Consider the following 24,884-nt stretch of genomic DNA (forward strand, 5'->3'; position numbering starts at 1 on the left):
TTAGGCACGCCGCCAGCGTTCGTCCTGAGCCAGGATCAAACTCTCCATAATAGATTGTTTATCTTGTGCTCTAAAACTAATAATTGACGTTTACTTCATGTTTTGTTTAGTTTTCAAAGTTCAAATGGAGCGGGTGAAGAGAATCGAACTCTCGACCAGAGCTTGGAAGGCTCTTGTTTTACCACTAAACTACACCCGCAAATGGTCGGGAAGACAGGATTTGAACCTGCGACCCCCTGGTCCCAAACCAGGTGCTCTACCAAGCTGAGCCACTTCCCGAAATATGGCGCGCCCGAGAGGACTCGAACCCCTAACCTTTTGATCCGTAGTCAAACGCTCTATCCAATTGAGCTACGGGCGCATTTTTTATGATGTCGTGTTAGCGACTTTAATAGTATATAATACCTATCAATCACTGTCAACACTTTTTTTATTTTATTTTTTTGGTGCGGCCGAGAGGACTTGAACCTCCACAGGGTTGCCCCCACTAGGCCCTCAACCTAGCGCGTCTGCCATTCCGCCACGACCGCAAATAAGTTAAAAAGTGAGCCATGAAGGATTCGAACCTTCGACCCTCTGATTAAAAGTCAGATGCTCTACCTACTGAGCTAATGGCTCATGATTATAACAAATCACTTAACGATCTTAATAAGTTAACCTATTGGTTTAACTTATTAGGTTTAAAAAGCTAAATTAAAGACATCGAAATCTTTGTTAGCTAGATCAATTTGGAACGACATCTTCACTGATGCACTTAAAAATAATATGGCTGGGCTAGCTGGATTCGAACCAACGAATGACGGAGTCAAAGTCCGTTGCCTTACCGCTTGGCTATAGCCCAATGATGAATTGTTTCAACATAAAATATTATGTCCTGAAAAAAAGAAAATTACTACATTGAGTAGTAAATAATGGCGGTCCCGACCGGGATCGAACCGGCGATCTCCTGCGTGACAGGCAGGCATGTTAACCGCTACACCACGGGACCATTTGGTTGCGGGGACAGGATTTGAACCTGCGACCTTCGGGTTATGAGCCCGACGAGCTACCAGACTGCTCCACCCCGCGATAATGTGGATAACCATAAGTATGGATCCATGAACTATAATAGTAGACCTTCCCAATCTCAGGATGTTTTTGCAAGTAGCGGCTCGATTGGTATGCTGTAGCTAAGCTTCGTAGCATATTCGATCGTGCTCCACCCCGCGATAATGTGATATCCGTAAATTTGGATTCAATAACAATATTTAAATTTTATATGGTGGAGGATGACGGGCTCGAACCGCCGACCCCCTGCTTGTAAGGCAGGTGCTCTCCCAGCTGAGCTAATCCTCCACTATGGTGACCCGTACGGGATTCGAACCCGTGTTACCGCCGTGAAAGGGCGGTGTCTTAACCGCTTGACCAACGGGCCGTATGTATGGCAGAGAAGATGGGATTCGAACCCACGCACCGCGTTAGCGATCTACACCCTTAGCAGGGGCGCCCCTTGAGCCACTTGGGTACTTCTCTATAATGGCTCCGCAGGTAGGATTCGAACCTACGACCACTCGGTTAACAGCCGAGTGCTCTACCACTGAGCTACTGCGGAATACTTAAAGTGTGATGAATTAATATCTGGATTAAATATAATTTTTCGTTGCTACGCTGCTGGTCGCAGTCGGTTATTCTTGGGAGATTATTCTGTCTCCTTGCAAAGCTACATCGAAGTTGATTCGAGATGTTTACGCTTTACTGCGGAATAATCGTTGCGCTGTTCACCCTATTAATATGGTGTTTATCTCAGTTGAATCTTTAACCGGTTTAACCGGTGACAAGTAATAATATAACCCATTTGAATTATGGATGTCAACAGTTTTTATGATTCTTTTAGTGGGTTTGCACATTTGCCGCAAACATAGCGTTTTAGGTCTACTTTTCGTTTCCTTAAGTAGATTTGTCCGCAGTTTGTACAGATGTATTTATATTTAATTTCTTGCGTTTTTTTCTTCTTTTTCAATTTCACAAGAGGTTTACAGTATCTTGGAGCTCCCACTTTTTTCATTAATTCTTTAAAATCTTTATCTTCATGTTTATATCCTTTTTTCATTAAGTGAAGATGATAGTGACATAGTTCATGAAGAATAATACCTTTCAGCTCTTCTATTCCGTGTTCTTCTAGGTAAAGTTTATTTAATTCGATGTTATGAGTACTTAATAGATATCGTCCACCAGTAGTGCGAAGTCTTGAGTTAAAGGTTGCATTGTGAAGAAAGGGACGTTGAAATTTCTCGATTGATAGTTCTTCTACTAATTTTTGTAATTGGTTATTTTCCATATTAAATCACCTTTTCCTCTAAAAAAAGTACAACCTTAATTCTTTTGTACAATACACTTTTATCCGGTGTCTTGCATAAACTATTTGTACAAATGAGAGTTCCTGAAACTCTTTTACTACTTCATATTAATAATAAAAATGCGCTTAATAGATTTCTCTACAACGGAATAGAGATTGTTTTTTAATCGGACAATGGCGTTAGGTTATTAAAAGTAGTTAGGTCTAGTGATTTTATTCGCTCATTTAATCATCTGCCCTTCCATATAGAAAAGAAGGGCAGATATTTTTAAGGAGGAGACCTAAATGGTAATGCCTAATTGGTTTCAAGCTCAAATTCAGAAAGCTTTCTTAGAGAAAAATCGTCACCAAATAAAGATATTGAATCAATGCTGGTTTTATTACCAAAAATTTAGGCTTTGATTAAATCTTCTTGTGTGATTGGTAGCATAGAAAGAGCGACACGTTGTTTTTTCAGGTCAACATCCGAAATCCACACTTTGACAACTTGCCCAACAGACACTACATCTAATGGATGCTTTATAAAACTACTGCTCATTTTTGAAATGTGTACAAGTCCATCATTCTTTAATCCAATATCAACAAAAGCCCCAAAATCAACTACATTACGGATTGTTCCCTCTAGTTCCATTCCAACTTTCAAATCTTCTATTTGTAAAATGTCTTGTCTTAAAAGTGGCGCTGGTAATTCGTCACGCAAATCACGCTCTGGCTGGCGTAACGAACTAATAATATCGTGTAAAGTTAATTCGCCTATGTTTAATTCCGCAGCAGTAGAAGATAAATTCAGTTTAAATAGCTCTTCCGTTAAATCATTTGTACCGATATCATTTGATGTTCTCTTTAATGATTTTAGAAGCTTTTTAACTTGAGTATAGTTTTCCGGATGAATACTAGTACGATCTAGTGGTTCTTCACCACCAATAATTCGTAAAAATCCAATACACTGCTCATATGTTTTTGCTCCAAGTCGAGGAATGCTCTTTAATTCTTTACGGTCTTTTATCATCCCATTTTCTTCACGATACTTAACAATATTTTTTGCGACTACTTTAGATAGCCCTGATACATATTGTAAAAGAGAAACAGATGCTGTATTTACATTCACACCTACTTGGTTTACTGCTGTTTCGACTACAAACGTTAATGAGTTGTTCAAGCTTTTTTGTGAAACATCGTGTTGATATAATCCAACTCCAACTGATTTAGGATCAATTTTAACAAGTTCAGCGAGTGGGTCCTGTAATCGTCGCGCAATGGAAACCGCACTACGTTCTTCAACTTGTAGGTCAGGAAATTCTTCTCGTGCAATTTCTGACGCAGAATAAACACTAGCCCCAGCTTCATTTACAATGACATAATATATTTTCTTTTTCATTTGTTTTAATACACTTGAAACAAATGTTTCAGTTTCTCTTGATGCTGTTCCATTCCCAATTGCAATTGTTTCAATGTTAAATGACGTTAAGATGTTTTCAATTTTAGCAACTGCCTGTTCCCTTTTACGAGCCTGAATCTCTTCTTTTTCACCTTTAAATGGATGAGGGTAGATCACATCAATTTTTAGTAATTTTCCTGTTGGATCTACAACGCCCAGTTTACAACCAGTTCTGAAGGCAGGATCAACTCCAAGTACCACTTTTCCTTTTAAAGTAGGTTGTAGCAACAGTGAGCGAAGATTTTCAGAAAAAATTTTAATGGCTTGTTCATCTGCTTTATCTGTTAATTCATTTCGTATTTCACGTTCAATTGAAGGCTGAATTAGGCGTTTATATGCATCATCAATCACTTCTGTTATTACTTGATTTACAATTGATTGTTTACTGATCACTTGTTTGTTTAAATAGTGAAGAATATTTTCGATCGGCGGTTGGATTGATACTCGTAAAATTTCCTCCGACTCTCCACGATTCATTGCTAAAATACGGTGAGGGACAATTTTTAAAATTGGCTCCTCATAAGCGTAATACATCTCGTAGACTTTTTTCTCGTCTTTCTCTTCGTTTTTTACGCTTGTTTGGATCTTTCCTTGTTTTGCTGTATATTCCCGAATCCATTTACGGTAAGTTGCATCATCTGATACCCATTCCGCAATAATATCCTTCGCGCCATTAACAGCATCTTCTATTGAAGCAACTTCCTTTTCTTCGTTTATGTATTGTTTAGCTTCATTTTCTAGGCTGCCAGCTTCCGGAAATGACATAATCCATTCTGCTAATGGTTCAAGCCCTTTTTCTTTTGCTACGGTCGCCCTAGTACGACGCTTTTCTTTGTATGGACGATATAAATCTTCTATTTCTTGTAGCTTAGTAGCTGATTGGATACTGTTTTGAAGCTCTTCAGTTAATTTCCCTTTTTCAGCAATTAATCGAATAACTTCTTCTTTACGGTTATGTAAATTTATTTCATACTCATATTTTTCAAGAATATCGTTAATTTGAACTTCATCTAGATTTCCTGTTTTTTCTTTACGATAACGTGCGATAAAAGGAATTGTATTGCCTTCCTCTTTTAAAGCAATGACATTTTTCACTTGCTGAGAAGTTACATTTAATTCTTTTGCAATCATTTTTTCTAATTTTTCACTGTTCAAATGAATACACCCTTTCATTTTCAAGCTATCTAAAACTTAGGCTCTGTAAAAGTTTGTTGAAATTCGATAGTATTAATTATCAACAATAAACTTTAACAGAGCCAAAACTTAAAAAATAACCCTTTCAAAGCGAAAGGGTTATATCATCAAGTATGTGTAATTTTCAAGTTATGTAGGAAAAGCTGCTAAAAAGCAACTTTTTAAAAATCAACCAATCCTAGACTAATTTGAAGCGCTTCGTCTACTAGTTCCATCATCTCATCATCAAGATGTGTAATTTTATCGGTTAACCTTTGTTTGTCAATCGTACGAATCTGTTCTAGTAAAATAACGGAATCACGTTCAAATCCATACTTTTTCGCGTCAATTTCAACATGTGTTGGGAGTTTCGCTTTTTGGATTTGCGCTGTAATCGCAGCGACAATAACAGTAGGACTAAAACGGTTACCGATGTCATTTTGGATAACAAGAACTGGACGAACTCCACCTTGTTCAGAACCAACGACAGGGGAAAGATCTGCAAAATAAACGTCGCCACGTTTTACAATCAAGTGATTACCCCCCGCTTACTAAGCGCTCCACTTTCGAATCAGCTTCAGACTCAGCATAAAATGACTCAGAAGATATTAGCAAGTTTATTTTCGCCATTTCCATATAACCACGTCTCATTTGTTCACGGCTTTGACGTCGTTTACGATCTTTTAAGAACATCTTTGTCGCTTGATATATATATTCGTTACGATTTCCGTTCTCCTGCTTTACTAATCCATCAAGTTCGCTTACGACATGTTTAGGTAAACGGATTGTTATTTCAGTTGTTGCATTTGCTTCAGACAAGTCTCAGCACCTCCAGAATCAACTATTACCCGTATATCTCCCTTTCCATATAATATCATTAATTTTAGGGAATGGAAAGTAAGTTTTCTCTTCGTTTATCTTTTCCAAACACATACGTTTCATACAATTTATATACATTATCTTTGGAATTAGTCTTTTAAAAGGAAATTATTTACAGAAACGACTTTGTTGTCCTCGATAAATTTTCTTGGCACTCGGTGACTAACTAAGCAAGTCACTTCGTAGTTGATCGTGTTCATATGAGCAGCAACATCTTCCGCTGTTACAGTCTGATCACCTTGCGTACCAATTAAGGTTACCTTAGTTCCAACCGGATAATAATCAGGTAATTTAATCATGCATTGGTCCATACAAACTCTTCCTACGATTGGAGCTTTTTTCCCGTCGACTAATACATTAAAATCTTGCATATCACGTAGCCAACCATCTGCGTAACCAATCGGAATTGTCCCAATCCATTCATTTGCTTTCGTTGAATAGGTCGCACCATAACTTATAAATTTATTCGGTTCTAATTGCTTTACATGAGAAATTTTTGTATGCAGGGAAAGTGCCGGCTGAAGTGTAAAAGGAATTTCCTTCTTCATTTCAACTGACGGAGTTAACCCATAGATAACTATCCCCATTCGAACAGTATTAAATAATCCTTTTTCTAATATAGTCGCAGCACTATTAGAACAATGAATTAACGGAGGAACTCGATCTGATTCTTCTAACCAAGTTAACTTTTCTTTAAAGTTCGAAAGTTGTTCGCTAAAATACGCACGGTTTAACTCATCCGCTGTTGCAAAGTGTGTAAACACCCCTTCAAAAATAATATTAGGATGCTGGCTTAAAATTTTTTCAGCTTTTAACCATTCTTCTTTCGTACGTAGACCGATTCTTCCCATGCCTGTATCAAATTTCAAATGAATTGTAATCGATTCATTACTTTTTAAGTTTTTTGCAATTCCCTCTAACCAATCCACATTATATGCAGCAAGTGTTAAATTATGCTTGATTGCCATTGAAACGTCCGTTGGTCTAGATGCCCCAAGGACTAAAATAGGCGCCTCTATACCTGCATTGCGCAAATAGATGCCTTCATCAATAAATGCCACTAAAATTCTAGTTACACCAGCTTTTAATGCTGCTTCAGCAACTTCTGCATAACCATGTCCATATGCATTCGCTTTTAGTGCAACATAAACTTCTTTATATTTTGGATATTGAGCAAGAGTTTGCTTAATATTTGATTTGATTGCATCTAAATTAATCTCTGCCCAAGTATCTCGATAATACATATTAGTTTCCATTTTTACACTTCCTTTTAATTACAATCCAGTTAGTGAATAGTATGACTAAAATTATTTGCTTCATTGAAGGAAATGTCAAGTTCCTCCGTTTCCAATTAAAAGATTTTAACAAAGAAGAAGACGTGCTATAAAAGACACGTCAACATTTTATAATTAAAACATATTATTTAGTAGCCTTTTGTCCAACTGATTTCGCTACTTTTATTAACTCATCTTGAGTAAGATTTGTTGAAACGATTGTAAAATCAGTTCCTTTATATGACCAAGAAATGGACTTATTAGATAACGCGCCAACTGTAAATCCAAGGTCAACTGGTTCTCCACTTACATCCATCATCGTGCTCGTTTCAGATACGACTGATTTTTGCTCCACTATAGTAAATGACTTTTTACCTTTATACGAAAGGAAGACTTGAACACCGTCTTTTGTTTTTAAATCTTGTTGATCAACAAGTGATACACCATCCATTAAATAATTCGGATATTGAGTAACTAGGAAATTCGATTGACCATCAGCAACAGTTGGTACACCTATTCCCGCACTTGTCATGTTTTTCTTTACATCAAAGGCATCATTATCAAAATTCGCATTGTATTTTACTGATTTAAATTTAACATCCAACACAACATTTTTATCAGTATCTAATAATTTTACAGATTGTGGTGTTAAACCTTTTTTATTAAATGTGATCTCTTGAGTAGGCAACAACTGTTTATTTTGATAATTGGTTTTTGTTTCAAAGATATATCCATTATTTGTCGTTTTAAATGTTGCATCTTTATCTTGCATTAAATCCTTTACTAAAGATTCCGGCAAGTATGGTTGACTACTGTTAGATGGCCAATCACTTTGAAAACGATAACTCTTATTCAGTGCAGGTGTTAAAACGAATACCCCTTGATTGTTTCGCAAAATGATCTGATTTTGCTCACTTTTAGCATTTTTTAATTGTACACGATAAAAAGATGGTTTTTTATGCCAAATCTCTACTTTATACTCCTGCGGATCATTACCATTCTTTATCGTTAATGTTGCATCCGCTTTGTACCCAGACATTTTTACAATTTGATCATTCAATGACTGAACAACATCATCTTTGCTTTTCGTTCCACATGCTGTTAGTGAAAAGATCAACGTAACAACAAAAAGCATCGCTACAAGCTTTTTTTTCATTTCCCCCAGCTCCTTCTTCCCCATAATCTCAAAGAAGATTCCACATGCAATGGCAAGGAATAAATGTCTGCGTGTAGCTAAGATGTCCAAACCTATTTATTCATGCACGTTGCGCCCTTGCTTCTTCTCCTATCCTCACAAAAATATATGTGACCAAGCTCTAGAATATGCAGACTAGCTTTAATAACAAGTTTATTTATTAAAAAAATAAATAAAACAATCCCTCGATATTGCAAGGAATTGTTTTATTTCAGTTGGCTATTAACGAATTTCTTCAAAAACTACTTGAGCAGCAGCGTAATGCTCAGTATGTGTAATGGAGATATGTGCTATGTATGGAAAATCTACTTTTAGGATTGGCTTTCCTTTTTCATCATTCAAAATCTCGATGTCTTGAAAGCTAATTTCTTTTCCAATACCTGTACCAAACGCTTTTGAACAAGCTTCTTTTGCAGCAAACCGTCCAGCTAAAAATTCAACCTGTCTTTTTTTACTCAAAGAATGAAAAACAGTCATTTCATTTTCCGTAAGAATTCTATCTAAAAACTTAGGCTGCTTTTCAATCATTTCTTTTATACGTTGCATTTCTACTAAATCAATCCCAATACCAACAATCATTTCCCTCACCCTTTTTTAATTTCTAAGGTTTAAAATAAAAGCTACTCCCATTTATGATTTCAACAGAGGACTCCATTTTAAGGTCCTTCATTAATCTAAACAATGCATCGTCTTTTTTCTTCGCTTCAATCATACAATCAATTTGATCAACTGATCCATTTATTCCATTCAAAAATTCAAGAAATTGTTTCGTATCTATATAGTCAGCATGTGCACGTATATCCTTCTCATCCCTCTGACTAGAAATATGCATTTTCATTGGTAGATTAGAGTGTCTCCATGTTTTAACAGCTCTTTCCCAATTGGAAGTCCAGCTCTCATTTGTATGATGAACAAGATGGTGGTGATAATCAAAAACAACGGGCACATCTAACTTCTCACATACAAAAAGTGTTTCATCAAATGTAAATGTTGTATCATCATTCTCAAATAATAGCATTTTTTGGAGTGAAGTTGGAATAACTGAAAAATTTTCAATCAATTGCTCAAGTGCTTTTTCCTTGTCATTGTAGCCACCACCAACATGGAGAACACATCGGTGTTCAGGATTTTGTTTCATCAATTTTAAAAGTTGATAATGCATTCGTAAAGTTTTTAATGATGCTTTTAATAAATCTTTGTCTTCCGAATTAAGAATCACAAAATGGTCTGGATGAAAATCGACACGCATTTGATTTTTGTTTACAAAGTCCCCTATTACACCGAGAGATTGTTTCAAAGGGGGTAAGTAATCCCAATCGAGTAACTCTTCGTGATTGGCAAGCGGAATTAATTTAGAGCTTAAACGAAAAAATGAAATATCATATGCTTTATTGTGTTTTAACAAGCGCAAACAATTTTCTAAATTTGATAAAGATATACGCTCTAACTTTCGTAAAGCCGCATTTCGATCCTCTGTACGCTTAAATTGAGCAAATGTCATTGTTTGAGATGGTGAAGCATTCTGTAGATGAACGCTCATCGCTACATACCCTAGCCGTACCAGCATGTTATTTCCAACCCTTCACTTTTTTTCTTTAGTTTGCTTCAAGTCATTCAAACCACACGAATTTTTTTAAAAAACAACAAAGTGAAGGAAAAAGAAAAAGACACTGGTTTCCCAATGTCTTTCTATTATTAATTATTTACTTTCTTGAGTTCTGCGTTGTCCGCCACGGTTTCCATCACGATTTCCTTCGTTACGTTTGCCACGGTAGTTTCCGCCGCCACCGTTTCCACCACGATTATCGCGATCTCCACGACGACTATCTCCACCACGACGGCTATCTCCGCCACGACGGTTATCTCCACCACGACGGTTATCTCCACCACCACGTTTGTTTTCACCGCGACGGTATCCACCGCCACCGTTTCCACGAGAACGATCACGTTTTCCAACCATTGGAGGCTCATCTGTTAATCTAATTGGTGTTTCATTTGGTTCTTTAGTAAGCATTTTTAACGCTGCTGCTACAACTTTTACAGAATCATGTTCTTCAAGTAATTCTTCTGCGATACGTTTGTAGAACGTTAAGTTATCGTTTTCCATTGTTGACGTTAATTTTTCAGCAATAATGCGTTGTTGGCTTTCAATTGCTTCGTCAAGTGTTGGAGGTGTCATACGCTCCATACGGCGTTTAGTTGTACGCTCAATATTTTTCAATTGACCAAACTCACGTGGTGTGATGAATAGCATTGCAATACCTGATTTACCTGCACGTCCTGTACGTCCAATACGGTGAACGTAACTTTCTGGATCTTGAGGAATATCAAAGTTATAAACATGTGTAACACCTGAGATATCTAAACCACGAGCCGCTACGTCTGTTGCAACTAATACATCAATAGAACCTGATTTGAATTTATTTAAAACAGACATACGTTTTGCTTGTGTTAAATCTCCATGAATACCTTCAGCAGCATATCCACGTAAGTTTAAAGCTTCAGAAAGCTCATCAACACGACGTTTTGTACGACCAAATACGATTGCTAATTCTGGAGATTGTATATCTAATAAGCGAGTTAATACATCAAACTTATTTTTTTCTTGAACTTCTACGAAGTGTTGTTCAATATTAGGCATTGTCACTTCTTTTGCTTGCACTTTCACGATTTGTGGATTTGTCATAAATCTTTCTGCAATGCGACGAATAGGATCTGGCATTGTTGCTGAGAAAAGAAGTGTTTGTTTATTTTCTGGTACATCTTTTAAGATTGATTCAATATCTTCAATGAAGCCCATGTTTAGCATTTCATCCGCTTCATCAAGGACAACTGTGTGTACGCCATGAAGTTTAAGTGTACGACGGTTGATGTGGTCAAGAATACGACCTGGTGTCCCAACAATAATGTGAGGATTTTTCTTTAATGAACGCATTTGACGGCTAATATCTTGTCCACCATAGATTGGAAGGATTTTAACGCCTTTGTGCATTCCAATTTTGTGTAGCTCTTCACCTACTTGGATTGCTAATTCTCTTGTTGGAGCAATAACAATTCCTTGTACGTTTTCGCCTTTAATGTCAATTTTTTCAAGTAGTGGAATACCAAACGCTGCTGTTTTCCCTGTACCTGTTTGCGCTTGACCAATTACATCATGGCCTTGTTTTGCTAATGGGATTGTTTGTGCTTGAATTGGAGTTGCTTCTTCAAATCCTAATTTTTCAATTGAGAAAAGGATTTTACTGTCTAAACCTAGTTCTTGAAATGTTGTCAATGTGTTTTCTCCTTTGTTTCTATATAAGTTGAATCGATCTTTTAGACGAAAATTTGCACGAAAACAATTATCGTAACATACTACTTCAAAAATAAATTACGCTCATACAATCATTTTTTCCTATTTTTCGTAAAGGTTAAATGGAAAATGTTTCATTCAGCTTATATATCTATCTTTTATATTTTATATTTAATATGTGTAACTTTGTTTCGTAACTTATCATAGGAAGGTTCATTTTTAGTGGATATCAATGTTCCGTAGCAAAATAAAAAGGAAACAATATCTACTCATTATACTTATAAATAGAATAAAAAGCAAACCACCTATAGTTTAATCGTTGGATTTTTAATTCCCTTCCTTAAACGCTCAATTGTACCAACAATTCGCTTGTTTCTAGTTTCTTCACGCTTAGCACTTGTGATCCAATTTACATATTCTTTACGGTGTGTATACGCTAAATTTGTAAAGAATAGTTCACACTCTGAATTCTCTTTTAAGACTTTTTGTAAATCTTCTGGTACTTCTACTACTTTATTAGTAGTAACTTTTTTAACCGTTTTTGTTGCGGAAGACGTTCTTCGTGCCGGTTTTGTAAGCTCCGCCCCACGAAAACGCATCGCAGACCAAGTATCATCAATTGAAATTAGCGAAACTCCAACATAGCCTAATTTCTCTAACGTTTCCCATCCTTGGTCTCGTGTAATATCTGTTTTTATTTTCGAGCTCTTTTTCGGATAGCAAAGCCACAGCATTGTGCTGTCATTACTTACAGAAACAGCCGTCGGTGCAATTTTATTAACATCATCTTTCGAAAATAAAAATGCTTGAACAAAAGAATACTCTCCTTGGACTTCTGTATGCAGATTTTCACCAAGAGATTCCTTTGCTGATAATAGATATTCTTCAGGGGCATTTAAAATAAGTGTTTTCTCATCAACATTTAACTTAAGTTTTTTAATTAATGCCTGATCCATTTCCGTTTCTCCTCAAACCTATTTTTCTAAAATCGCATTTACAACTTCTTCTAATTTCATCCCACGTGAAGCCTTAACTACTATTAGATCATTTTCTTTTGCAGTTTGTAATAAATCTTGGATTAATTTTTCTTTATCTTGATATGATTTAACGCGTGATTCACTCATCGCTTTTTTTGCTACCGCTGCACCATTTGAAGCTAGTTCCCCATATGTGTAAAGATAATCAATTCCTTTTGATGCAACTTCACTACCAATTTCCTCATGAAAAGCTACTTCTTGATCACCAAGTTCAAGCATATCTCCAAACACTACAAACTTACGTGCAAATCCTTTTAAATCCGAAACTAGATCAATTGCTGCTTTCATTGAAGTTGGGCTCGCATTGTATGCATCATTTATTAAAGTTACACCATTTGGTGCTTTTAATAATTCCATACGCATCTTTGTCAGCTGTAAATTCTCTAATCCCTTTTCAATTTCAGCAGAAGTTAAACCAAATTTCATTGCAACACCAATAGCGGCTAATGTGTTACTGATATTATGTTTTCCTAAAACAGATAAAGTAAATGTTTTGTTCTCTATTTTATTAACCTCGAAAGTACTACCATTTTCTGTTAATTCAAAGGTTGTTGGGTACAGGTTGTTACTTTGATTAAACCCAAACGTTTCAATAGTTCCTTTAAAAGATATATCTTTTACCCCTTCAATTAACAATGGTTCATCCCCATTAATTAATAAAGTACCGTTTTCTTTTAAACCCTCTGCAATTTCAAGCTTAGCCTTTGCAATACCCGCACGAGATCCAAGCTCCATCATATGGGATTCACCAATATTTGTAATAATTGCTGCATCTGGATTTGCTATTTTCGTAAGTAATTCAATTTCACCAAAATTACTCATTCCCATTTCAAGTACAGCAACTTCTGTATCTTCGTCCATTGAAAGAACAGTTAATGGTAGACCAATATGATTATTATAGTTACCTTGCGTCTTATGTACTTTATATTTAGCTGAAAGGATACTAGTTAAAATATCTTTCGTTGAAGTTTTCCCATTACTCCCTGTAATACCAACTACTTTTCCGTTCCACTCTTTTAAATAGCTTTTCGCCAGTTGTTGTAGTCCTTCTAATGTATCTTCTACTAAAACAACAGGTACATTTGTAGGAACATCCTCATAACTTTTTGAGCATAAAATTGCTGCTGCACCATTTTCGATTGCTTGTGGTAAGAACTGGTGCGCATCAAATTTTTCTCCCTTTATTGGGATAAACAATTTACCTTGTAAATTTTCTCTTGAATCTGTTGATACACCATTTATTTCAACAGAATTTCCGATCAATGTACTTCCTGGAATCATATGAGCTATTTGTTCAACAGTACGATTAATCCCCATCATGACCACTCCAATCTCTATTCATTCTTTCCGTAGAAAAGACTGACCATTCGGTGCATGTGCACTTTTCTATTCGGTCAGCCTTGTTCATATGCTATTAAATATTGTATTTTATTTGTTGTTTTTGTTCGTAGCGCTCAATTGCAAGATCAATTAATTTTTCAATTAATGCTGGGTAAGTTAATCCTGTAGCTTGCCATAACTGAGGATACATACTAAATGGCGTGAAACCAGGCATTGTATTAACTTCATTAATTAATACGCCACCATCTTCTGTTACGAAGAAATCTGCACGAGTTAAACCAGATCCATCGATCGCTTTAAATGCTACTTCAGCATAGTGTTTAATTTTTTCATACACTTCTTCTTCAACTTGTGCAGGAATAATTAAGCCAGTTTCTCCACTTTCGTATTTCGCATTGTAATCATAGAATTCAACAGATGGTTTAATCTCCCCAACAACAGAACATGCAACTTTGTCGTTACCTAAAACACCTATTTCAATTTCTCTTCCAACGATATTTTCTTCAATAATAATTTTACGATCAAATTGGAAAGCTTCTTCAAATGCAGCAATTAATGATTCACGATTTTTCGCTTTACTAATCCCTACGCTTGAACCTAAGTTTGCAGGCTTAACGAAAACTGGATAGCCTAATTCTTTTTCAACAGCTTCGTAAGTTTTTTCTGGATTTTCTTTCCACTCTGTTTTTAAGAAATGAACATATTTCGCTTGTGGAATTCCAGCTTGAGCGAATAAGTTTTTCATAATTACTTTATCCATCCCAGCAGCAGATGCTAACACGCCATTTCCAGCGTAAGGAATGTTTAATAATTCTAGTAAGCCTTGTACTGTTCCATCTTCACCATTTGGTCCATGAAGTAATGGGAAAATAACGTCAATCGGCTCTGAAGATGGTTGCTGTGCAGATGCAGGTATAATAGATGAAGTTAATGCAACAGGAGCAATTTCTTGTACTGATTGATCATCTTGAGAAAATTTAAGCTGAGCAACGCTTTCTACCTTACCTTCAATTCTCTTACCTTGTAACCATTCACCTTGTTCAGATATATATATTGGATACACATCAAATTTCGAATGATCCAATGCAGAAATAACAGCAAAAGCTGTTTGTAATGATACTTTATGTTCTGCGGATTTACCGCCGTATAATAAACCTAACTTGATTTTCATGATGTTCCCCCTACTAACTAATTGCTGCTTCTATTGTACCACTTTCTTCAAAAGTGTATAAGCCTTAATGGGTAGAAACCTAATTTCTTTATAAACTATGCAGAAACAATTCAAGTGTGAAATGACCAAGGTCCGACATACTTTAGAATAACCTTTATAAAATGACAAAAAAAGAAGGTTGTTTTCGGATACATTGTTGCTATATTAGAATGCGTTAGTTGATTACAACTCCCAATACGATAAAAATGAACTTCGGTGCTATAAAAATTTTCGTTTAGGGGGTACTTTAAAATCTTAGCTTGTTAACGATGTGGTGCTACCCCAAATAAGAAAAAGAAAAACCTTTTTTAGGGGAAAAATCAAGATTACAACCAAATTTTTGCTAGTTGAGATACTCCTTTTATTATCTTTTCTTCACTTAAACTACCTAATCCAAGTTGAATATGCGGATATTGTGGTATATATTTCGAAAAATACTTCGAGCAAGGATAAACTGCAATTCCGTGTTTATATGCCCTTTCAATTAGCATTTTTTCACTCATTTTTGTTTTAACTTCAATAATAACGAAAATTCCGGAGCTACCACCTTTTATTTCAACATAATTCTTAAAGTGTTTTAGTAATTCCCTATTCAATAGATTCATTTTACGTTTATACAAAGCTTTCATCTTCCTTAAGTGTGAGTACCAATATCCTTCATTCATAAAGGTCGCCAGTGTTCTCTGATGAATAGATGAGGATGTTTGCTCAAGCAAAGGGAGTATCTTTTTATATTCACTTACTAGCCTCCTAGGTAAAACCATATAACTGACACGGATAGAAGGTAGTAGTGCCTTTGAAAAAGTTCCTAAATAAATCACCCTATCATTAGAATCTAAACTTTGAAGAGACGGTACAGGTTGATGGATATATCGAAATTCACTATCGTAATCATCCTCAATAATATATCCTTCCACCCTTTTCGCCCATTGAATTAACTTTAATCTTTCATTGACGGGGATAGTCACTCCAAATGGAAAGTGGTGAGTAGGAGTGACATATAAAAGTCTAGAAGGCGACTTTAAAAGGCGATCAACTTGGATGCCTTGTTCTTTTACCGGGATCGGATCAATAATAAATGACTGAAGAGCAAATAGTTCCCTTGCCACATCATATCCAGGGTCTTCTACTGCCAGATAATGATAGTCTTGCTTTAGCAACAGCGACAAAAGTAATAACAAGTGTTGTGTGCTACTGCCAATAATAATCTGTTCAGCAGAAGTATTAACCCCTCTTGATTGAAACAAGTAATCTGCTAGTACCTTCCTTAACTTAATATCGCCTTGTTTTTCTCCGTATGAAAACATGCTAGAGTCTTTAATGATTTTGTTTGTAAGCATCCTCCATTTTTTTATAGGGAAGTTCTCTTGGTCCACTGTCCCAATCTTAAAGTCAATAGTTTTCATGTCAGTTTGATTTCTTTCATGATGTTGTTCTCTAATGGGTTCATAATTAAGCGTCTCATCCGATATAGTGGCCTCTACAAAAAATCCCTTTTTGTTCTCACTTCGAATATATCCTTCCGATTGCAATTGTTCATAGGCTACCTGAGTTGTATTTCTGCTGACCTCTAATTGGATAGCAAGTTGTCTAATTGATGGCAACTTTGTATTCCTTTCTAATTTACCAGATAAAATCTGAGTACGTATGTATTGATAAACTTGTTGGTACATAGGAGAGTTACTTTTTCGATTGATATTAAATATTAGTTCATTCATCATTGAATTACCTCATCTGTCATTTGTGTTTATTGTAAACTGTACCTTTTAGAAATGACAGTGTAAATGAATAATGAATTTAGAAAAAATTTTGATCTGGGAGATATCTTATGACAATATTTATGTACATATTTTGTTTGATTGTATGGGGACTCAACTTTATTGCAGTAAAAATTCAAGGAACTCCTGTCAGCTTGGAATTATCCTTAACTTATCGTTTAGTTATGACAGCCTTTTTATTTTTGATTCTTGTTTGGTTCCTTCGACCAAAAGGGAGGCCAACAAGAAAAGATATCCCATTTGTAATAGTTTTTGGTGTATGTAACTTTACATTAAGCTACTTATGCCTTTATTACGCCACAATTTTGAGTTCTGCAGCAATCGTAACATTGGTTTTTTCATTAAAGGTGATTTTGACCCCGATTACTCTTCGTATTTTTTTAAAAGAAAAGTTACATTCACGCGTTTTGTTTGGGGGGATTTTGGGTGTATTAGGCGTGTGTATTCTCATCTATCCGAATTTGAACAACTTTCAAGGGTCCAACGACATAAAAGGAATTATGGTTGCAATCTTAGGTACACTTCTAACAGCAGTAGGTGACGCCAGCTCGGCACGAAATGCAAGTCACAAGGTGCATCCTATCTATGCAAATGCCATTGGATTTACAGTGGGCAGTATATTGATGGGAGTAATTGTATTATTCCAAGGACAAGAATTTATATTTCCAACATCGTTTTCATACTTATCTGTGTTGCTATATTTAACTCTGGTTGCTTCATTTGTAGCATGGTTATTCTATTTGAAGCTTGTAGAAAAAATTGGAGGAGCTCAAAGTGGCTATATGGTTGCACTTTTCCCGGTAATTGGAGGAATAGCTTCCGTTATAATTGGTGAGTCAGATCCATCATTGAATTTGTTTGCTGGTTGCTTTTCTAGCTGTATTGGCGCTGCCATCGCATTAGGGTTTGGAACTCGGAAGCAAAATGCGAAATCACCTCTAAAAAGAGCTAATTAAGAAGGTGATAAGTTGATCTCCACTCCAGGATGCTTGCTTTCCGCGGGTTAGGCGGTGAGCCTCCACGGCACTATCACGCCTCGGGGTCTCACCTGTCCCGCTGCTCCCACAGGAGTCTCGCACCTTCAGTTCCAATCAACTTCTTTCTCATAGGTTTACTTTACCAATCTTATAGAAAAGAACCTTTTTAAATTGCCATATCTTTTTCCTTTTCACGTAATGCCACTTTCGAATCAAGTGATCTGTATAAAATACCTGAAATCACAACACCCGCACCTAATATGATAAATAACCATAATCCTAATTCACGATCAAATAAAAAGCCGCCTAATATTGGTCCTAAAAACCCACCAATTGTCCATTTCATACTTCCCACTGCCATATAGGTAGCACGTAAATCTTCAGGAGCAATATTTGCAACAAAAGTCGTTTGAACAGGTGACATCACCATTTCTCCAAAAGTGTAATACGTATAAATGACTAATAAAATAATTAATCCTACTATTTTACTTAATCCGAAAGACACTAGTATATGAGGAGCAACGCCGATTGAAAGGATACCTAAACCAAACAATAACGTACCGTAATACATCGTTTTTCCAATTGGCTTATTTGATAAGTAACTAGAAATTGGGAATTGAAAAAGAACGACTAATATCCCATTAAAGGACATTAAAAAAGGAAATGGATTCCACTTTCCAAAGATTGAAGTCAACGTTTGTTTGAAATAGAGAGGTAACATCCCTTCAATTTGTGAAAATCCCATCGCAATAATGATGCCAGTTGCAATATAAAAGAATAATAGATGGTCTGTTGCAACTATACGAACAACTTTATTAAAAGGAATCTTTGTATCTACTTCTTTTTTGTCTTGCTTTACAGAAGGAAGTGTTTCTTTTAAATAAATTGCTTGCACAATACTATAAATACCTAAAATGATTGCAGCAATATAAAATAGAACATCCTTTGAAAGAAAGTAAATAGAGGTACCGATTAAAGGTCCAATAACTGCTCCTACATTATTACCGACACGTAATAAACCGTATGCTTCTGTTCGCTTTTCTGGCTCTGTTACATCAGCTACCATTGCTGACGCAGCAGGGCTAAAAAATGAATTGCTAACTCCAAGCAATACAGATAATACAAGAAACTCACCATACCCATCGACTAATGAAAAACAGAATAATATAATAGCCGATGCAATTGTTGAAAAAACCATCATTTTCTTTCTTCCATATATATCTGCTAATCTTCCACCAATCATTGAGCCAAATAATGAGGAAATTGGTGAAATAGCCATAATAAATCCTACTTTCAACATTGAATCTACTTTATTTTGTAGATATAAAGCAAAAAATGGCATAAGCATCATCATTGCACTATTCGTAACTGTTTCCCCAATCACACGAATCCATACATTTCGATCCATGCCAATTAATTTTTTAAATATACCCATCTACTGCTGCACCCCCTAGTTTGAAAAACATGTTTTTAATTATAACATGAATTACAAATTTTCAGAAAGTGATGAATATAACGACTTTTAAACCAATAAAAAAAGTTATCATCTTAGCCAGTCGACTAAAAGGATAACTTTTTACTTTTTATCTTTTCATTTATTTGAAGGCACCGAAAACATTAACCCTAGAAATAGGCCTAGAATAAATAATGTAGAGCATGTACCCATTATTGAAATACTTATTGTTAATAAAATGAAATTACCATGTAAAGCGCTTACAGAAAAACAAGATATAAAAAGAATAAGTCCAATTAAAAAGATAACACGTGATAATGTAGTGTATAAGGTAACGATTTTATGATCTGAAAAATTCATTGATATCCCTCCTTATAAATGTGTCTAAATTGTGAACAACCTTTGACAATTTCATTTTAGCATACCTAAAAATGATTTGTCATTATTTTTAGAAAATTTAGTTAAATATTTTTGTAACTTTTTATTTTATGTCTTTTTTCATATACATTGTTGCTATTTCAGTATGTGTAAGTTGGTTTCCACTCCAGGATGCTCGCTTTCCTAGGGGCGTGAGCTGAGCCTCCTCGTCGCTTACGCTCCTGTGGGGTCTCAGCCTTCCCGCATCTCCCACAGGAGTCGAGCACCCTTCCGTTCCAATCAACTTCTGTCTTTTAATTCAAAAACCTAAAAGCAACAATCTTTTAAAAAAGAGCCTATTTTATAAAAGATTTAACTACATTATTAATATTCATGAATTGTACCAAATAAAAAATGCCTGACAATCATCAGACATCTTCTTTCATACTCATTATTTTCTATTAAAGATTTGTTTATACCCTGAATAGCCTTCTTCATCCATTTTTTCATAAGGAACAAAGCGTAAAGCAGCTGAATTAATACAATAACGTAAACCGTTTTCTCCTGGACCATCATCAAACACATGCCCTAAATGTGAATCAGCTTCGGAGCTTCGTACTTCTATTCGAATCATTCCGTGGCTGTAATCTTTTTTCTCTTCAAGTTCTCCTTGAAGAATTGGTTTTGTAAAACTTGGCCAACCACAATGTGAATCAAACTTATCAAGTGAACTAAATAATGGAATACCTGAAACGATATCAACGTAAATTCCTTTTTCTTTATGATCCCAATATTCATTTTGAAATGGTGGCTCTGTTGCATCTTCTTGTGTAACAGCATATTGAAGCGGAGTTAATTTTTTCTTTAATTCCTTTTGATGTTCCTTCCAAGTATCCTTTAAAAACGTAGCACGACCTGAACCTTTTCGGTACATTTCATAGCGGATTGGATGTTTCTTATAGTAGCCCTGATGATACTCTTCTGCTTCATAAAATGGTTTAGCAGGTAGAATTTCAGTAACAATCGGTTTAGAAAAGACTCCACTCTTTTCTAATGCTTCTTTAGAAGCAATCGCCGCATTCTGTTGTTCGACTGTATGATAAAATATGGCTGTTTTGTATGAGCTACCTCTGTCATGAAACTGACCGCCTACATCTGTTGGATCAATTTGTCGCCAAAAGATATCTAGTAATTTTTCATAGGAAAAAACATCTGGATCAAATGTAATTTGAACCGCTTCGTAATGTCCTGTTGTGTCTGAACAAACCTCTTCATATGTTGGATTTTCAGTTGTTCCTCCTGTGTATCCTGACACAACCTTTATAATTCCTTCTTCCTTATCAAAAGGCTTTACCATGCACCAAAAACACCCACCAGCAAAAGTAGCTAATTCACTCTTCATCAACACACACTCCTTTTTCACTCTACTTAGTATTTACCATATATTTACGGATAAATGAACTAAATCGACTCTTTTTAACTTTTACTTGATGACTAGTGAATGTGTATGTACACTAATAAAGATACTTTTTTGGAAAGGTGGTTGGAAGACTTGTTAGAAGAGTTTAAAAAATTTGCTTTAAAAGGGAATGTTCTTGACTTAGCAGTCGGTGTGATCATGGGGGGAGCATTTGGTAAAATTGTATCCTCACTTGTTAGTGACATTATGATGCCAATACTCGGACTTCTATTAGGTGGAAAAGATTTCTCAAAATTATCTTACACCCATGGAAAAGCTACAATAGCATACGGAATGTTTATCCAATCAATTGTTGATTTCTTAATTATCTCAGTTTCAATTTTCATCTTCATCAAATTAATAAACAAATTAACCTCTTGGAAAAAAACAAAAGAAGAAGAAATTGAAGAAAAAGAAATTCAAGTACTAACGAAGCAAGAAGAATTACTTGTAGAAATTAGAGATTTATTGAAAGCACAAAAACAAAATGCATCTCAACCTGAATAGTATTCCATATAAAAAAACGATTGTCTCATAAAATTGGACAATCGTTTTTTACTGGAATCAAAAAAGAGTATAAATATTGTACACACTTCACAATACTTATACTCTATTAATTTAATTTATTTAGAAACGGCCATATCCTAAGAAGTGAGAACGAACAAATCCACTGCTTAAGCTAACTGTTCCAATTCCTTTACTTCCAGCATGAATCATTTGGTTTCCACCAATGTAAATTCCCATATGAGATGGACCACTAATATACGTATCTTTTAAGAATACTAGATCACCTGGTTCTGGTGAGCTAACTTTTGTTACTTGGTTCCAATAAGTAGCTACGTTTCCTCTTGCGATGCTGTGTCCTGTATGAGAGTACACATACCAAATGAATCCACTACAATCAAATCCACTTGGAGTAGTTCCACCAAATACATAAGGAACTCCTGTAAACTGCATTGCATAATCAACGATCGAATTCCCTGAAGCAACCGGACCAGTTGGTTGGCTACTATCAGAAGGAGAAGACGCATCCTGTAATTCTGCTAATCTTAATGATTCTTGCTCAAGACGTGTAGCATCTTCTTTTGCTGCTTGAAGTTCTGCAACAGCTTGTTTTAATTGGTTTGTTGCTTGATTCATAGCTTGTTGTTTTTCTTTTTGTGAATTAGCTAAGTCATTTTGTTTATTTACTAAATCTTGTTTTGCAGCAACTAATGTATCTTGTTTATCTTTAATTGATTGCTTTTCTTTTACTACTTCTGCTTGTTCTGTTTTTTGATCATCTATAATGTTTTGATCTGCTTGAAATAACGTATTGATTGAACTAATACGGCTAAAAAAGTCCATAATACTACTTGAATTAAATAGTACTTCAGTAACTAAATTTGAGCGAGGTTGTTCTTGCATCTTTTGTAAACGCTCTTTTATAATATTGTTTCTTTTCGTAATACGTCCTTGTAAATATGTAATACGATCATTTTTATCTTTAATCGTTTTTTCTGTTTTTGCAATTTCATCTTTCTTATCTGAAATTTGCTTTTCAGTATCATTAATTTGGTTATCTATGTTTTTTACTTGGTTACTTAAATCAGTTAATTGGTTTTGATATTTGTTAACTTCGGCTTGCTTCGTTTCTACTTTTTTACTTGCAGCATTAACCGAAGTGATTGGTGCCGAAGCCAGTAAAACGCCTGCTAAAGTTAGTGAAATAATTTTTTTACTAAACATGTGTAAGCCATTCTCCTCTCGCTTCTCTACTAATTTTTATATCATAAATTAGCGAAAGAGGTCGTATTTGTTACAGTAATGTAACACAAATGATAAGTTTGTCTTAAATTGTCGCAATACTATTACAATTTGACTACTTTTTTAATTTTAATATTGAAAATGTTATGCATATTTATCTAATCTCTAATCTGTTTATATAATTCAAATCGTTTTTACTTTACAATTAAATGAAAAGAAACGAAAAGTGTGGTGCTTCAAATTGTTTAAACTCTTATTAATCGAGGATGATTCATCTCTTTTTAATGAGATTAAGGATCGATTATTACAATGGTCTTACGAAGTTTATGGCATTTCTGATTTTAGTAAAGTAATTCAAGAATTTACTGAGATTAAGCCTGACCTCGTTGTTATTGATATCCAGCTTCCAAAATATGATGGTTTTCATTGGTGTCGTATGATTCGTTCTCATTCAAACGTACCGATTATTTTTTTATCTTCAAGGGATCACCCTTCTGACATGGTTATGTCTATGCAGCTTGGTGCTGATGATTTTGTACAAAAACCATTTCATTTTGATGTCCTAATTGCGAAAATACAAGCCACCCTTCGCCGAGTCTATAATTACAATACCGAAAAAATCACGTTTAAAACTTGGTGTAATGCTACTGTAGATTACGAGAAAAATACTGTAACAAATGATAGTGGATCAATTGAACTTTCAAAAAATGAAATATTTATATTGAAACTATTAATCCAGCAAAAAAATAAGATTGTTAGTCGCGATGAACTGATAAATAGATTATGGAATGATAAACGATTTATAAGTGATAATACACTAACAGTTAATGTGAATCGATTACGTAAAAAACTTGATGAAATTGAATTAGGACGATTTATTGAAACAAAAGTTGGTCAAGGATATATCGCTTTAGAAGAGGAAATCCAATGATTAAAAAATTTATTATTGAAAGACTTAGTTGGATACTATTTTTTCTACTTACTCAGGCTTTAATCTTATTTGTATCATTTATTGATTCGTCCATACCATTACAGTCACTCCTCTATATTGTCTTTTTATCGCTCTTAATGTTTATTTTTTTCTTAGCCGTTCGTTATGCTAAAGAAACAAAATTTTATACGAGTTTAGAAGAGCGTGAAGATAATCTTGATTTATCAGGTATCGCCAATCCAGATAGTCCATTTGAAAAAATAGTAGAAAATAGTATTTCCAACCAAACGATCTTATTGAGAAAAATTGCAACCGAAAACCAAACCGCGTTAGAGCAGGAAAAAGATGAGCTGTTATCGTGGATTCATGAAGTAAAGACTCCATTAACGGCTATGCACTTAATGATTGATCGAATAAACGATGAAAAATTGAAATCACATTTAATGTATGAATGGTTACGGATCCACTTTTTGCTAGATCAGCAATTACATCAAAAAAGAATACCTTTTATCGAAAATGATCTTTATATTGAAAGAATCCAACTTGAAGATGTTATTTATACTGAGATTAAGACACTACAATCGTGGTGTATACATAAAGGAATAGGCTTCGATATCGAACTTGAGGAATTTGAAGTATTTAGTGATGCTAAATGGCTTGCCTATATTATTAGACAACTATTAACAAATGCAGTTAAATACAGTACATCCTCAGATATAATGATTAGAAACTATCAAAAGAATGGACAAATAGTTCTTGAAATAGAAGACTTCGGTCGTGGCATACATTCAAAAGATTTGCCACGTATTTTCGATAAAGGCTTTACTTCAACAACAAAGCATCAAGACAATGCCTCAACTGGAATGGGATTATATTTAGCACAAAAAGCTGCACAGTCCCTACTCATAAAGATACAAGTACAATCAGAACTAGAAAAAGGAACAATTTTTACATTGATCTTACCAAAGCAAAATGAGTTTTTACACATCAGAAGCATGTGACAATATTG

General features: G+C 35.1%; 22 protein-coding genes and 12 tRNA genes. 5 read left to right on the plus strand and 29 right to left on the minus strand.

Annotation, left to right across the window (positions count from 1 at the left end):
* Window positions 1-125: 125 nt before the first annotated feature.
* The 13 genes from J5Y03_RS18270 to J5Y03_RS18330 all read right to left on the minus strand — a co-directional run bounded on the left by J5Y03_RS18270 (window position 126) and on the right by J5Y03_RS18330 (window position 2,317).
* Window positions 126-199: transfer RNA gene (locus J5Y03_RS18270), tRNA-Gly, on the minus strand.
* 3 nt (window positions 200-202) lie between these two features.
* Window positions 203-279, minus strand: a tRNA-Pro gene (locus tag J5Y03_RS18275).
* Between the two features lie 5 nt (window positions 280-284).
* A tRNA-Arg gene (locus J5Y03_RS18280) sits at window positions 285-361 on the minus strand.
* 83 nt (window positions 362-444) lie between these two features.
* Window positions 445-530: transfer RNA gene (locus tag J5Y03_RS18285), tRNA-Leu, on the minus strand.
* Between the two features lie 15 nt (window positions 531-545).
* Window positions 546-618: transfer RNA gene (locus J5Y03_RS18290), tRNA-Lys, on the minus strand.
* A 148-nt stretch (window positions 619-766) separates the two neighbouring features.
* Window positions 767-841 (minus strand) — tRNA-Gln (locus J5Y03_RS18295).
* A gap of 71 nt (window positions 842-912) precedes the next feature.
* A tRNA-Asp gene (locus tag J5Y03_RS18300) sits at window positions 913-988 on the minus strand.
* Window positions 989-991: 3 nt separating this feature from the next.
* Window positions 992-1,068, minus strand: a tRNA-Met gene (locus tag J5Y03_RS18305).
* 191 nt (window positions 1,069-1,259) lie between these two features.
* Window positions 1,260-1,335, minus strand: a tRNA-Val gene (locus J5Y03_RS18310).
* 4 nt (window positions 1,336-1,339) lie between these two features.
* Window positions 1,340-1,414, minus strand: a tRNA-Glu gene (locus J5Y03_RS18315).
* A 7-nt stretch (window positions 1,415-1,421) separates the two neighbouring features.
* A tRNA-Ser gene (locus J5Y03_RS18320) sits at window positions 1,422-1,512 on the minus strand.
* Window positions 1,513-1,516: 4 nt separating this feature from the next.
* Window positions 1,517-1,591, minus strand: a tRNA-Asn gene (locus tag J5Y03_RS18325).
* A gap of 267 nt (window positions 1,592-1,858) precedes the next feature.
* A complete protein-coding gene (locus tag J5Y03_RS18330; RefSeq protein WP_209407446.1) occupies window positions 1,859-2,317 on the minus strand; it encodes a SprT family protein in 459 nt (152 codons plus the stop codon).
* A gap of 309 nt (window positions 2,318-2,626) precedes the next feature.
* On the opposite strand from J5Y03_RS18330, the gene cmpA reads away from it, so the two are divergent.
* On the plus strand, window positions 2,627-2,737 hold the full coding sequence (cmpA, locus tag J5Y03_RS18335; protein WP_209407501.1) for a cortex morphogenetic protein CmpA: 111 nt from the start codon (window positions 2,627-2,629) through the stop codon (window positions 2,735-2,737).
* On the opposite strand, the gene J5Y03_RS18340 is transcribed toward cmpA, so the two are convergent.
* From J5Y03_RS18340 to pdxR, 12 genes are all read right to left on the minus strand, one after another.
* Window positions 2,727-4,904, minus strand: coding sequence for a Tex family protein (locus tag J5Y03_RS18340; RefSeq protein WP_407648465.1), 2,178 nt, complete (start codon window positions 4,902-4,904; stop codon window positions 2,727-2,729). The genes cmpA and J5Y03_RS18340 overlap by 11 nt on opposite strands.
* Window positions 4,905-5,128: 224 nt before the next feature.
* The gene (ndoA, locus tag J5Y03_RS18345; RefSeq protein WP_209407448.1) at window positions 5,129-5,479 is read right to left on the minus strand and encodes a type II toxin-antitoxin system endoribonuclease NdoA; all 351 of its coding nucleotides are present in this window, start codon (window positions 5,477-5,479) and stop codon (window positions 5,129-5,131) included.
* A 4-nt stretch (window positions 5,480-5,483) separates the two neighbouring features.
* Window positions 5,484-5,765: a CopG family ribbon-helix-helix protein gene (locus tag J5Y03_RS18350; RefSeq protein WP_209407449.1), complete on the minus strand. Its 282-nt coding sequence runs from the start codon at window positions 5,763-5,765 to the stop codon at window positions 5,484-5,486.
* A 149-nt stretch (window positions 5,766-5,914) separates the two neighbouring features.
* The gene (gene alr / locus J5Y03_RS18355; protein WP_245208966.1) at window positions 5,915-7,081 is read right to left on the minus strand and encodes an alanine racemase; all 1,167 of its coding nucleotides are present in this window, start codon (window positions 7,079-7,081) and stop codon (window positions 5,915-5,917) included.
* Window positions 7,082-7,244: 163 nt separating this feature from the next.
* Entirely contained in the window at window positions 7,245-8,255 is a 1,011-nt protein-coding gene (locus tag J5Y03_RS18360; protein WP_209407450.1) for a LolA family protein, read from the minus strand.
* 261 nt (window positions 8,256-8,516) lie between these two features.
* Window positions 8,517-8,873, minus strand: coding sequence for a holo-ACP synthase (acpS, locus tag J5Y03_RS18365; protein WP_209407451.1), 357 nt, complete (start codon window positions 8,871-8,873; stop codon window positions 8,517-8,519).
* Window positions 8,874-8,895: 22 nt separating this feature from the next.
* Window positions 8,896-9,861 carry a UV DNA damage repair endonuclease UvsE gene (gene uvsE / locus J5Y03_RS18370; protein ID WP_209407452.1) on the minus strand — a complete coding sequence of 322 codons (966 nt, stop codon included), beginning with the start codon at window positions 9,859-9,861 and terminating at the stop codon, window positions 8,896-8,898.
* 132 nt (window positions 9,862-9,993) lie between these two features.
* The gene (locus J5Y03_RS18375) at window positions 9,994-11,568 is read right to left on the minus strand and encodes a DEAD/DEAH box helicase (RefSeq protein WP_209407453.1); all 1,575 of its coding nucleotides are present in this window, start codon (window positions 11,566-11,568) and stop codon (window positions 9,994-9,996) included.
* Window positions 11,569-11,891: 323 nt separating this feature from the next.
* Entirely contained in the window at window positions 11,892-12,542 is a 651-nt protein-coding gene (locus tag J5Y03_RS18380) for a YdeI/OmpD-associated family protein (protein WP_209407454.1), read from the minus strand.
* A gap of 18 nt (window positions 12,543-12,560) precedes the next feature.
* Entirely contained in the window at window positions 12,561-13,940 is a 1,380-nt protein-coding gene (locus J5Y03_RS18385) for a UDP-N-acetylmuramoyl-tripeptide--D-alanyl-D-alanine ligase (RefSeq protein ID WP_209407455.1), read from the minus strand.
* Between the two features lie 97 nt (window positions 13,941-14,037).
* Window positions 14,038-15,138: a D-alanine--D-alanine ligase gene (locus J5Y03_RS18390; protein WP_209407503.1), complete on the minus strand. Its 1,101-nt coding sequence runs from the start codon at window positions 15,136-15,138 to the stop codon at window positions 14,038-14,040.
* Window positions 15,139-15,500: 362 nt separating this feature from the next.
* Window positions 15,501-16,892: a MocR-like pyridoxine biosynthesis transcription factor PdxR gene (gene pdxR, locus J5Y03_RS18395; protein WP_209407504.1), complete on the minus strand. Its 1,392-nt coding sequence runs from the start codon at window positions 16,890-16,892 to the stop codon at window positions 15,501-15,503.
* Window positions 16,893-17,002: 110 nt separating this feature from the next.
* On the opposite strand from pdxR, the gene J5Y03_RS18400 reads away from it, so the two are divergent.
* On the plus strand, window positions 17,003-17,908 hold the full coding sequence (locus tag J5Y03_RS18400; RefSeq protein ID WP_209407456.1) for a DMT family transporter: 906 nt from the start codon (window positions 17,003-17,005) through the stop codon (window positions 17,906-17,908).
* Window positions 17,909-18,095: 187 nt separating this feature from the next.
* Here J5Y03_RS18400 and J5Y03_RS18405 read toward each other — a convergent pair whose 3' ends face one another.
* The 3 genes from J5Y03_RS18405 to msrA form a co-directional block, all read right to left on the minus strand.
* On the minus strand, window positions 18,096-19,364 hold the full coding sequence (locus tag J5Y03_RS18405) for an MDR family MFS transporter (protein WP_245208968.1): 1,269 nt from the start codon (window positions 19,362-19,364) through the stop codon (window positions 18,096-18,098).
* Window positions 19,365-19,520: 156 nt separating this feature from the next.
* On the minus strand, window positions 19,521-19,742 hold the full coding sequence (locus J5Y03_RS18410) for a hypothetical protein (protein WP_209407457.1): 222 nt from the start codon (window positions 19,740-19,742) through the stop codon (window positions 19,521-19,523).
* A 448-nt stretch (window positions 19,743-20,190) separates the two neighbouring features.
* A complete protein-coding gene (gene msrA / locus J5Y03_RS18415) occupies window positions 20,191-21,141 on the minus strand; it encodes a peptide-methionine (S)-S-oxide reductase MsrA (RefSeq protein WP_209407458.1) in 951 nt (316 codons plus the stop codon).
* A gap of 150 nt (window positions 21,142-21,291) precedes the next feature.
* On the opposite strand from msrA, the gene mscL reads away from it, so the two are divergent.
* Window positions 21,292-21,705 (plus strand): large conductance mechanosensitive channel protein MscL, encoded by a 414-nt coding sequence (gene mscL, locus J5Y03_RS18420; protein ID WP_209407459.1) that lies wholly within the window; start codon window positions 21,292-21,294, stop codon window positions 21,703-21,705.
* Between the two features lie 120 nt (window positions 21,706-21,825).
* Here mscL and J5Y03_RS18425 read toward each other — a convergent pair whose 3' ends face one another.
* Complete coding sequence (locus J5Y03_RS18425; protein ID WP_209407460.1) at window positions 21,826-22,926, minus strand: C40 family peptidase; 1,101 nt, start codon at window positions 22,924-22,926, stop codon at window positions 21,826-21,828.
* Between the two features lie 259 nt (window positions 22,927-23,185).
* Here J5Y03_RS18425 and J5Y03_RS18430 point away from each other — a divergent pair, with 259 nt between their 5' ends.
* Window positions 23,186-23,875, plus strand: a complete 690-nt coding sequence (locus tag J5Y03_RS18430; RefSeq protein WP_209407461.1) for a response regulator transcription factor — start codon at window positions 23,186-23,188, stop codon at window positions 23,873-23,875.
* Window positions 23,872-24,876 (plus strand): sensor histidine kinase, encoded by a 1,005-nt coding sequence (locus tag J5Y03_RS18435; RefSeq protein ID WP_209407462.1) that lies wholly within the window; start codon window positions 23,872-23,874, stop codon window positions 24,874-24,876. Before J5Y03_RS18430 ends, J5Y03_RS18435 begins: the two co-directional genes overlap by 4 nt.
* The last annotated feature ends 8 nt before the right edge of the window (window positions 24,877-24,884 follow it).

Origin of the sequence: Gottfriedia endophytica (assembly GCF_017814275.1) — a bacterium.
Lineage (GTDB): Bacteria > Bacillota > Bacilli > Bacillales > Bacillaceae_G > Gottfriedia > Gottfriedia endophytica.